Raw genomic sequence first — 12542 nt, 5'->3', positions numbered from 1 at the left:
AAAGGTATCATTTTATAATGAACTATCCCCATATCAATTGTCATTAAACAGTAGTTTGTGGATAAGTTACCGCAACGTTAATTTTTTGCACACCTCATTTACCTATTCGGGAGATAGAAAGATTGTGTAATTTCTATCTGGCCTAATGTAATGATCTTGTTTGTTTACACTTTACTAATTTAGCCTATTTGCTCCTACTTTGCAAAACCAACCATCTGGTGCAGTTTTACCGGATCATAGATTCTGCCACCTTTTATAACAACCGAAACATTACGGATATCCCTGATATTTTTTACCGGATCACCATCAATAATAACCAGATCTGCCTGTTTACCAGCTTCCACCGATCCGGTTTGTTTATCCATCTTCATCACAGCAGCCGGAATAATGGTAGCTGTTTTGATAGCCTGCGCAGGTGTAAGTCCGGCTTCTACATACAGCTCCAGTTCCCGGTCGAGGCTATAACCCGGGAAACCCATATCTGTGCCTGCCACAATAGGAACGCCTGCATCATAAAGCTTCTTTACAGCTTGTTTAAGACTTGCGAATAAAGGCTTGAACTTATTGGCCTGTTCAGGCTCTTCGCCCATGTTTTTAAATAAGGCCTGCAATGGCATGGGTAGGTTATAAAATGCAGGCTCAAGCAGTGTTATATCATCTTTCAAATTCCGAAAAGCCAGTTCATAAACCCCTACCGTAGCATCAATAACCACATGATGCTGTTTGATAAAATCAATAACAGCTATGCTCTGCGGATCATTAAAATCAACAGACTTGTCGGCGTTCCGCTTCATGATCGAATAAACATATTGGATATGATTCACCATGTTCATTCCAGAATCAACACCTTGCTGTAGGGTCATTCCATTTGGGATATGTCCGGTTACCGTCAGCCCGAGGCGGTGTGCCTCATCACAAATTATCTTAACTATCTCAGGCTTTACCGAACTGTATATTTTTATCTGTACAAAACCATTTTCCTTATAGCGGTCAACCGCTTTGATAGCTTCTTCTTTGGTATCAGCCTGTATAATTCCTAAGGCTTTCTGGCCTTTGCCATCAATAATACCTGCCTTTAATATATTGGGGCCGATACCTTTATCGCTGTCAATAGCATTCTTGATGGCGTTGATATATTCAAACTCATTACCACAATCCCTCACTGTAGTAACGCCAGCAGCCAGGTAGACAGGTCCCCACTCGGCCTGCTCAAAATGCGAGTGCATATCCCACAAACCCGGTAAAATAGTTTTGCCTTTAGCATCAATTACTTTTACACCAGCAGGGATAGTTAGCGATCCGGCCTTGCCCGTGCGTACAATAACACCTTTACTGATCAGTATAACCGCGTCGGGAATGCTTGTACCGGTTACTACGTCATATAATGTCCCTCCTGTTATAGCAATGGTTTCATCAGTCGCAGTTGATTGTCCGGTGGCTTTCGTAAACAACTCCATACCATAAACAGCTGCCTTGCTGATGAGTTGCGGCAATAAGGCTTCATACTCCGTGCGCATCGCCTCTAATTTATCCCCTTCGGCATCATTGGTGATCAGGCAGATGAGGTTGCCTTTATTATCAGCCCAGATCAACTCATTACCCCAAACCAAACCGCTGATGGTAAACCTGTCAAAGCTTACTGATTTTCCATTAAAACTCAATTCATCAGTCCCCTCCTTTTTTATTTGTACCGAACCAAACGGCAGGGTGCGGATTGTCGCTGGTTCATGTTGCTTTTTCCAGTATTGCAACAGTACCTGCTGTACGGTTCCGGGAGAATATCCCGCTACGGTAAAGCTGGGTGGTGATACTTTTTGCGTATAGGAAGAATCATTTACCCGGATGGTCGCCTCGCCGCCACGTATGGTAATTTTATCATCCACTTTTGAAAACCTTGAAGTACTGCCTTTTATGGTAAGCTCCAGTGGATCGTTAACCGGATTTACTTTCAACTCGGCCTTTAAGGGTACAGGTGAACCACGGTCAACAAACTTAAAGTCGATGTTATACTGTATAGCGTCTTTATATTTATGCACTACATAGGTCTCTTTACCTATTTGCTGCGCAAACTTGTGCAGAAAGAAGGTTCCGCTATCGGCCGGAAGGCTGGTTTGAGCACTTGCATTTAAAAAAGACAACACGGAAATAGTAAACAGGATAGACTTCTTCATAGATCAGGTAATGTTTTATAGGTATGATAAATATATGACGATATTTTAAGAGCATCTGTTACAAGATCAATAAAAATATAATAGCCTCAATATATTTTCCGGTTGATGAAATATGCCAGCCTCTCCCCTTGCCAAACTTTTTAAACCTTAAATTTTAACAAATTTTAGTCAAAAATGGCCCGAAAACGATTCAAAAACATTCAAAAAACATCGATTTTAACACTTTTTAACAAATTCCAGCGTGGTTTTCAACGTGGTTTTGAAACTTTAAAAAGTATTAAATAATTAACTATCAAATAACTATGTGAAAATTAACTAATTTTTATGCCCTTTTCCCTCTTAACAAAACAGCCCGGTTATCTCTTTTCAGAAAAAACCGGGCTGGTATTGATATAAAGATACGAAAATTAGCGCTCAAATACAATCACATCATCAGCGGTTTTAATATTTAATATCCCGGAAAGTAATATTGATACGCGGGCCTGTATCGCCGGTTGTTTTGGGCACCTGGTGCAGCCAGTGGTGCTGGGTTTCGCCCTGCATAATTAGTAAGCTGCCATTGCTGAGCGCCATGGATACTTTGGCATTTTTTTGTTGTTTGTGTTTAAACTGAAAAGTACGCGTAGCGCCAAATGATGCCGAGGCGATAACAGGGTTGCCACTCAGTTCTTTTTCATTATCGCTGTGCCAGCCCATGCTATCCTCGCCATTGCGGTAAAAGTTGAGCAGGGCCGAATTAAATTGCTTATTGCATTGCTGCTCGGCTGCTTGTTTGATCTGGAGTAACAGCGGTGTAAACGGCAGGGGGATATTTACCACGCCAGAGTAGGTGTAAGTTTTACCGCTATCGGAGTACCAGGAAGTAAGGCGCGGAAAATTGACCTGCTTGCCATAGATCTTCATTTTATCCTGTTTCCACAGAACGGAATGTTTGAGCTCATTAAATATGTCATAAACATCATCCTCCTGGTAAAAATTGGGATATAAAAATACCTCCCCATCAAATGGCAACAGGTTTTGACGGGCCGCGCTAAATATATTCAATTGATTATCGGCGCTCATTTTTTAGAATCTTAATAGAATCAAGAACTAAGAGTCAAGAATCAAGACAAAACTCGATTAGTTCCGGCATCTACAAATTTAGACAAGGAATATGGATCACAGTTTAATATCATACACATACTTGTTATCTTTTCTTGACTCTTGATTCTTATATCTTAATTCTTTCCCCTACCGCCTATTTAAGCGTCTACGCTTAAATACCAAACAGGTGAGCGTCGACGCTCACCTAAAGTAAGGTTCAAGCGCAGACGCTTGAACCGGCGTAAGGCAAAGATTAAGACAATTCCGCGTTCCTCTTGATTCCTGACTCTTATATCTTGTTTCCAGCGCCGTCCTTGCTCCTTGCTCCCCAAATTCTTGATCAAAAAAAATCCGGCTTTTACAGCCGGACTCTCTCATGTTTATGTAATTGGTTTGAAATGCAATAGTTATAGCTTTTCGCCATGCTGGCTAATATCCAGCCCCACAACCTCTTCCTCGGCCGAAACCCTCAGCGGCGATATCATATCGGTAATTTTAAGCAGCAGCATGGAGCCAAAGAACGAGAATATAGAAACACAGATCAGCGCTACCAACTGCACGATAAACAAATGCGTTTGGCCAAAAAATAAGCCGTTGCCAGTTAAATTACCCGCATTTACATGCTGATTAGCAAAAACACCGGTAAGCAACATACCCACCATACCACCTACACCGTGGCAAGGGAACACATCCAGCGTATCATCAATAGAAGTACGTGTGCGCCACTCCACCACCAGGTTACTCACTACGGCCGATATGATACCAATGGCCAGTGAATGCGGCACGGTAACAAACCCGGCTGCTGGTGTAATGGCTACCAGGCCCACTACGGCACCAATACAGGTACCCATAGCTGAAGGTTTGCGTCCGCGCAGCATATCAAAAAATATCCAGGTAATACCACCAGCTGCCGATGCAGTGGTGCTTGTAGCCAAAGCGGTTACCGCCAAGGCGTTGGCGCCAAAGGCCGAACCCGCGTTAAAACCAAACCAGCCAAACCATAAAAGTCCGGTACCAATCATTACGTAAGTAATACGGGCAGGTGAATGATTAGCCTCGTTACGGCGTTTTAAATAAATAGCCGAAGCCAAAGCGGCCCATCCGGCCGACATGTGCACTACAGTACCACCGGCAAAATCAAGCACACCAAATTTGGCCAGTATGCCATCCGGGTGCCAGGTACAATGTGCCAATGGCGAAAATATAAATATCGAGAACAGGCAAAGGAATATAATGTATGAGTTGAAACGGATCCGTTCAGCAAAAGCACCGGTGATCAACGCCGGGGTAATGATAGCGAACTTCAGCTGATACATAGCGAATAACAGCAGTGGTATAGTTGGCGCGGCTTTCCAGGTGGCGTTGCCCAGCATGCCCTTCATCATAAAATAGGTTGATGGATTACCGATGATACCATAAAAGCTATCGCCAAAAGCTAAACTAAAACCAAATATGCCCCACATCACCGTAATGATCACCATACAAACAATGCTTTGCAGCATGGTTGATATCACGTTCTTTTTATTAACCATCCCGCCGTAAAAGAAAGCCAAACCGGGTGTCATGATCAAAACCAGGGCCGTCGACATCAACATCCAGGCAATATCGCCGGTATTAAAGTGAGGATTGCCGGAATTTTTGAATTCTACAGATGGAAAAAGAAAAGTTAGTACTAAAATGACAAGAATTACTAAGAAAGGAAAATACCGTTTCATGGAAATATTAGAATTGCTTTGTAAAACGGCCTGAAAGTATGATTTTAATTATAAAAAAACGAAGAATATTAAGTTTTTGTTAAAAAATTACGAAAATTGAAAAATTAGAGCAGTTGAAGTACCCAATGAGGGAAAATACCCAGCAAAACCAGGATAAAACTTATGAATATTGATAAAATGAGCAAATTCACAGATTTTTTGTTGCTTATTTCGGCCATTTCCTTTCTTTTCAGAAATAAATTCAAAGGGATCTTGATATAGTAAAACAGCGAAACAACCGTAGTGAGCGCACCTGTTGCCATCAACAACATCAACCAAATACTGTGCGTTTGCTGATAAACCCCGTAAACCGCCGAAAACACAAACAACTTACCGGTAAAACCAGCAGTTACGGGCAAGCCGGTTAATGAGATGAGGATGATCACAAAGCAAACGGAAGCTATGGGATATTTAAGACCCAGTCCGCGGTATTCTTCCACGTCTTCGGCGCCGGCTTCATTGGCAAAATAGGTAGCCAGCGCCAGTGCGCCGATATTGGCCAGTGCGTACACCAGCAGGTAATAGCTCAGTACCGATACGCTGTGCAAGGATAAAACCACAACAGCCATCAATGCGAAGCCAGTATGCCCAATGCTGGAGTAAGCCAGCATCCGTTTCACATTGGTTTGCAGCACCGCCGCGAAATTACCTGCTACCATGGTTACGGTGCCGATAAGGGCGAATGCAATACCTATATCAAAACCTTTCCAATAGGTGGTAAATATAAACGGCGAAATAAAATTGATCAGCAAGGCAAAGGCGGCTATTTTAGGCACGGTTGACAGGTATGCCGTAACCGGTGTGCTTGCTCCCTGGTATACATCGGGTACCCAGAAATGAACCGGCACGAAGGATAACTTAAACCCGATACCCAATAAAACCAATATCATGGCAAATGATGAACTAACCGGATTAACAGCCGACAAGTGCTGGATGCTATATTTAAATATAATATCTAAAGATCCGCTGAAACCATATAGCAGCGATATGCCATACAACATAATAGCTGATGATGCCGCGCCGAACAATACATATTTTAAACCCGCTTCGGTACTGAAAGCGTTTTCGGTACGGTAGGCTACCATCAGGTAAGAGGCGATAGAAACCATTTCGATAGCCAGGTAAATGGATAACAGGTTTACCGCCATCACCATCAAATGCAGCCCAAATACGGATGCTATGGCAATGGAATACAGATCGGACAAGCCTTTTTGGTGACCATTGAGCTTATTATCCCAACCGAAATACAACAACAGGATAAACGATAGCAGATCAATGATGAGTTTAAAGAATATGCCGCTACGGCTCAGCAGCAGCATATTACTAAATATCAAATGGTTTCCGTCAAGTATCAGCGCAAACTGCTTCAGGTCAAGATACACCACCAGCAACAAACCCGCGCAGGCTACTATACGGCATAACTTTAAAGAACGCTTACCAAATATCAAATCGGTTATCATGACTACAATAAACAGCAGCGCCAGGTAAACCTCGGGTTTAAAGAAGGCTATGCTGTCAAAAACAGATGATAAAGACTCGGATATATGTGATAGCAGATCGTGCATTTATTTTATTGTTATTTTTTTCTTTCCCCTCTTGAGAGGGGGTGTGTTGGGCTGAGTAATGGCAGGGGTGTGTTATTCCAAAAGCTATTAATCTGCTTTTATAAACACACCCCTCCGCCCCTCTCAAGAGGGGATTCGCACTTTCCCTTGCCCGCACAAATTATTATCTTTTTATTTCTATTGAACTATTACAGATTGATTTTTAGGGTATTTAACCTGGTACTTTAATTGTATTTTCTTATTATCCTGCGAATTTAGCATGAAATTCCAGGAAAGTTTGCCTGTAAGCTCATCCAGTTTTGCACCTGATATTTCCTGCTGCTCCACCTCGATGGCTGAGTTTTGCGAAACCGGCACCTGGTCTTCCACCAATAAACTCACAGGTTGGTTTTTGCGGTTCTTCACCTCGATGAGCCAGTTGCGCGTTTCTTTTTTATTAGAACCGAATGATTGGCGCTCGGTAAGATCCTTTTGCAGAGTACGGGTCACCACAATATTTTTATCGGCACCTAATGACAGGTTCAGCGTATCGGCAGTAGCCTGTGTATTGATCAATGATTTACCGATAAACGTACCTTCAAAAAACAGGTTCGCTTCGCCCGATAGGAAATTATACTTGTTCCAGTTGGTGAGCTGCGCGGTTAAAAACACATCGGTGCTTACTTTGGGCGCTACAAAATATTGGTAACTGGCGTTCAGATCAAATTGTCCGATCTCAACCGCATATTGTTTACCATCACTCGGCACAGAATATGGATTGGCAATATTAAACTCTACGTTGGTTTGATTTTCAACCGGTTTAACCTCTACCGGGATAGATTGCACACTGGCTGCTGCGCCCCGTATCCTGATACCTGGTGCTATACCTGCCACTGCTCCGGTTAAATCTTTTTTATATTCTGCCGAATAACCCGTTACCACCACTTCATTCAAATTTTTTGCTGAAGGCGACATCGTAACATTAATGAGCGGCATATTGGCTGGTCTTTCCACCGCCTCATATCCCATATAACTAAAAGCAAGATCGGGGCTATTTGGTGGTACCTGCAGGCTATAAAATCCCTGGGCATCACTAACCGTACCAATGGATGTTCCTTTAACTCTTATGGCAACGCCAGGCAAGCCATTACTTGTACCGGCTTCAAATACCTTACCGGTAACTTTGGTAACAGGTCCACTTTTGTTGGTGGAATACATACCCAAGCTCAAGTAATTGGGTGTAAGCTCGGGTTTGTTGCCACTGATGGTTGGATTACCTGTAGACAGCGTTACTTTAATATTTTTCCAGTCCTCGCCGCTTTGTTGTGATACATTGGCTTTATACGTAATACTGATAGGACTATTGACATTTTTTGCCCGGATATCATAGGTTGGATACCAACTGGCGTTTTGCACAACATAATTCAAGGTAAAGGTTGATTGTAAAGCGCTCTTGGCTGATACCGTTACCAAAACATTGCTGGTTATCTTGCTTCGGCCGTTAATGATAGTGACTATATGTTGATTAATCTTGTTCAGATCTTCGGTTAGGGCAGCAACCTGGTCATTGATATCCTGTTCTTTTTGTTTTATCTCGGTTAAGCGGGCTGTTTGAAAATCAAGCGCCTGTTTTAATTTGATTACATCCAGGCCATTCTTTTCACCACCGCCTATCTGGTTTTTGCCTAACATGTTTTTTTCTTCCGCATAAATCGGGAGCAGGCTATTTTTAAGACCGATTTTGTAATTAATGGCTTTTGCTTGAGTCTCCAGATCGCGGATCTCTTTTTGTTTAAGCTCATCGTTGGCATTGTCCAGTTCCTGCTTTACCGATAATATGGTAAATTCTCCACCGGCACTTACCTGCAGGCTCTGTACATCCATCCCTGGCGACATGTTACCGAAAACCAGGGTAGAAGTACCCGGGCTTACGCTGACCAGCGCCGTACGCGTTACTTGCGCACCGTTTAAGAAAACGGTTACTTTTTGAACTTTGGAAGCTATTTTTTGTCCTTCATCGGCTTTGGATGCCATCGCCATAAAAAGAAGAACCGCGGCGGTAGATAGTTTTTTGAACATCATGTCTTCGGTTAAATACATATCATCTGTTAATTGGCCCATGCGCGGCATTAAACCGGCTGGGTAAACTAAAGATGCATGGCTATGCATTTTTCCATAAAAGCATTGATGCTTATTCACCATTATTTATTTAAGCTGTAAAAACTGGATAAAAGCCAGTACAGAATCATTGATCTTATCAAAAACCAGCGAAGGCATAATGCCCAAAGCCAGCGCTATCAGCGCGAGGGGTGCCAGGGTCAGTTTCTCGCGCAAATTGAGGTCAGTAAGGGCTATTTTCCAAACATTACCGCCCTTTAATGATTCGGTGCCGAAAAACATGCGCTGCAATGTCCACAAAAAATAAGCGGCGCTCAGTAATATACCTACCGAACCGCAAACGGCCATCCAGTAAGGTAATAAACCATTTACCGTTGGCGATTTAAAAGCACCGGTTAAAGAAAATGCCTCGGCCACAAATGCCGAAAAGCCCGGTAAACCCAACGACGCGAAAAACGCGATCATCACAAAAGCGGTGTATTGTGGCATCAGCGTACCCAATCCCCGGAAATGGTTGATACCCCGGTCGTGCACCCTGTTGTACAGCACACCCACCAAAAAGAATAGCATGGTTGATAAAAACCCGTGGCTCACCATTTGCATTACCGCGCCGCTAACACCCTCGGCGGTTTGTGAGGCGATACCTAACAGCACAAAGCCCATGTGCGATACGGACGAATAAGCGATCATCCTTTTCAGATCTTTTTGAGCCAGGGCATTGAAAGCACCGTATAAGATAGATATCACACCTAATAGTCCCAACCAGAACGCACCTGTCGTGGCCACCTCGGGGAAGATGCCTAAACAAATACGGATGATACCGTACCCCCCTATCTTGAGCAGGATACCTGCCAGTATGATAGATACCGGGGTTGGCGCTTCCACGTGTGCATCGGGCAGCCAGGTATGCAAGGGCACTACCGGTACTTTGATGGCAAAAGCAACGAACAATACCACAAAACCAACCGTACGCGCAGGCATGCCCAATATGGTTTGATGACCTGCAATGGCAAACACAGACTGTGCATTGTAGTTGGCAGGGTTCATCATCTGGATGATATTAAAGGTATGATTGCCCGTTGCAGGGTCGGTAACGGAAAGGTACAGCCCCACCATCACCAGCAGCATAAATACCGAACCGAATAAGGTATACAGGAAAAATTTGATGGCCGCGTATTCCCTGCGCGCGCCACCCCACATCCCGATGAGGAAATACAGCGGTAACAGCATCAGCTCATAAAACAGGTAGAACAGAAAGAAATCCAACGCGCAGAATACGCCGATAACCGCCATATTCAACAGTAAAAACAGCAGGAAGAAACCTTTGAGATTACTCTTGATCTCCCATGACGACAGTGTGGCGATCACCATTACCAGCGATGTCATCACCAGCAGGCTGATAGACATGCCATCGATACCTACAAAATAATCGATCTGCATTTTGCCCATGCTGCCCAGGTTAAGGGAGATCCAGGGAAGTTTCTGCACAAACTGGAACTGATCCTCATGATTAATACCCCCATAAGCCGCACCCGTTTTAAAATGCAGGTACATCCATATGCTGATGCCTAATTGTATCAGCGTAGCCGCTAGCGTGAGGTACTTAAAGCAGCCCCGCACAGACGACGGCAACACCATAATGATAAGGCCGAACAGTACAGGTACCAGTAATAGTAAGGTTAGTATATTCATGCGTCGTGTTAAATCTTGGAGCCAGGAATCAAGAGATAAGAATCAAGAAAATAATAGTTGGTAATTAAACCCCAATTTTAATACCGGGCTCCCGGCTCTTGATTCTAACTTCTTGCTTCTCCTCCCTATATCAATATTTTTAAAATAAACAACAATAGTACGATCACCAGCATGCTAAACAGGTAATATTGTACTTTACCGCTTTGAAACTTACGTGCAAAATTGCCAATACTTTGCACTAGAGCGGCTAACAAATGCAAAAATCCATCAACAATATACTCGTCTGTCCAGGCGGCTAATTTGGCTATAGCGCCGCTGATACGCGCCAGCAAATGCAGCAAGCCATCCACAACCGTACGGTCGATCCAGAAGCAGGCGCTGCCCAGGCGTAATACCGGGTTTACAATAGCCCGTTTATATAAATTGTCGATATACCATTGATTGTAAGATAAACGGTAGAAATAGCCTCTTTGCGAAAAAGCAAAACCACTTTCCCAGGCATATATCCGGTAAGCAGTAAATAATACCAGCAAGCTGATCACATTAACACTAATGGGTACCAGGCTATGGTAGATACTTTCCCCAGTGTTATGGGTAGATGATCTTAATCCTTCAAATAACCACGCACGCTCATAGGATAGTGGATTGAACGAAAACAATGGAAATAAACAGCAAACAGCCAACAATATCAAAGGCAAGGTATACGGCCAATTGCCATCGCCCAGGTGCAATTTAATACTCGGATTGCTTTTCAAGAGCCTAAACTCGCCAAAGAAAACTTTAAAGATGAGCCGGGCCACATAAAACGCGGTTAACCAGCTGGTGAGCAGTGCTATCACCGGGATGATCTTAAACCAGACATTCCGGCCGTCGCTCCATTCAAAAGCCTGGATCAGGATACCGTCTTTAGACAGATAACCCGAAGTAAGCGGCAAACCCACCAGGGCCAGCGCACCTATAACGGCGGCTATAAAAGTAACCGGCAGTTTTTTGCGCAGGCCACCCATATAGGAGATATCCTGCGGATCGATATCCAGGTGGTTATCATCCTTAATGTGCTGCATCTGGTGGATCACAATACCTGCTACCAAAAACAGTAAACATTTAAAAAAGGCATGCGTTGCCAAATGAAACAGTGAAGATGCATAAGCCCCTACCCCCATCGCCAGGATCATAAAACCCAATTGCGATATGGTGGAATAAGCCAGGATGCGCTTCAGATCGTTTTGCGTAAGTGCGATGGTTGCCGCCATAAACGCGGTAAAGCAACCGATGCAGGCCAGTATAGTGAGTTCCATTTCGGTGAACATGGGATACACTCTGCCCAGCAAAAATACCCCTGCGGCAACCATAGTGGCGGCATGGATGAGGGCCGATACTGAGGTTGGGCCTTCCATAGCATCGGGCAGCCAGGTATGCAATGGAAATTGGGCCGACTTGGCTGCTACGGCCAGGAAAATACCCGCACAGGCTACATATTGCCAGATGGCTGGTATTTGACTAACCGGGCCTGCCCACAAACCATTTTTTATAACAGCTTGCGCGATCAGGCCTTTCCCGGCAAAGATAGTATCCATATCAAAAGTATGAAACTGCGCAAACAGGATAATGATGGCGCTCAGCAAGCCGATATCGCCTACCCTGTTCATGATGAAGGCTTTTTTATTGGCTTGTACGGCCTTGTCCTTTGTAAACCAGAAACCGATAAGCAGGTATGATGAAAAGCCCACCAGCTCCCAAAAGGCGTAGAACAACACCAGACTATCTATCACCACCAAAGCCAGCATACTAAAGCAAAAGAAACTCAAATAGGTAAAATAACGGCTGTACCTGTCGTCGTGCTTCATGTACGCGGTAGAATAGATGTGTACCGGCAACGCGATAACCGACACCAGCAACAACATCAGTACCGAAAGATTATTGAGCAGGATGCCCGCATAAACCTGGGTTTGGCCAATGGTGAACCAAATACGCTGGGCATGTATCTGCGGGTGATTCCATACCGTTGCAAAAACTTTGGCAGATAATATGCAGCTTAACAAAATAGCTATAGTTGATATCCAACCTGCAGCTTTGCTTTTTACGGGCATACAAAAGTTGATCAACGCAGCAAGCAGCGGCAATGCTACGGCAGCAACCGTATAGTTTAAACTTTGTATGGAGTGTAAAAAGTTGTCCAA

General features: G+C 43.8%; 7 protein-coding genes. All 7 read right to left on the bottom strand.

The features are described 5' to 3' along the window. Positions 1–194: 194 nt before the first annotated feature. Complete coding sequence (locus tag ACTJKG_RS22555) at positions 195–2171, bottom strand: amidohydrolase family protein (RefSeq protein ID WP_440740465.1); 1977 nt, start codon at positions 2169–2171, stop codon at positions 195–197. Between the two features lie 441 nt (positions 2172–2612). After that, positions 2613–3233 (bottom strand): alpha-ketoglutarate-dependent dioxygenase AlkB family protein, encoded by a 621-nt coding sequence (locus ACTJKG_RS22550; protein ID WP_440740464.1) that lies wholly within the window; start codon positions 3231–3233, stop codon positions 2613–2615. A 428-nt stretch (positions 3234–3661) separates the two neighbouring features. Beyond that, positions 3662–4969 (bottom strand): ammonium transporter, encoded by a 1308-nt coding sequence (locus tag ACTJKG_RS22545; RefSeq protein ID WP_440740463.1) that lies wholly within the window; start codon positions 4967–4969, stop codon positions 3662–3664. A gap of 104 nt (positions 4970–5073) precedes the next feature. Further along, positions 5074–6573, bottom strand: coding sequence for an NADH-quinone oxidoreductase subunit N (locus tag ACTJKG_RS22540; RefSeq protein ID WP_440740462.1), 1500 nt, complete (start codon positions 6571–6573; stop codon positions 5074–5076). A 177-nt stretch (positions 6574–6750) separates the two neighbouring features. After that, complete coding sequence (locus ACTJKG_RS22535) at positions 6751–8673, bottom strand: mucoidy inhibitor MuiA family protein (RefSeq protein WP_440740461.1); 1923 nt, start codon at positions 8671–8673, stop codon at positions 6751–6753. Between the two features lie 84 nt (positions 8674–8757). Further along, a complete protein-coding gene (locus ACTJKG_RS22530) occupies positions 8758–10362 on the bottom strand; it encodes a complex I subunit 4 family protein (protein WP_172336335.1) in 1605 nt (534 codons plus the stop codon). Between the two features lie 125 nt (positions 10363–10487). Beyond that, complete coding sequence (gene nuoL, locus ACTJKG_RS22525) at positions 10488–12542, bottom strand: NADH-quinone oxidoreductase subunit L (protein WP_440740460.1); 2055 nt, start codon at positions 12540–12542, stop codon at positions 10488–10490.

It is taken from the genome of Mucilaginibacter sp. 22184, from assembly GCF_052045695.1.
GTDB lineage: Bacteria > Bacteroidota > Bacteroidia > Sphingobacteriales > Sphingobacteriaceae > Mucilaginibacter.
Note: the sequence above shows the minus strand (reverse complement) of the source record. Positions and strands in the feature narration are given on the sequence as shown.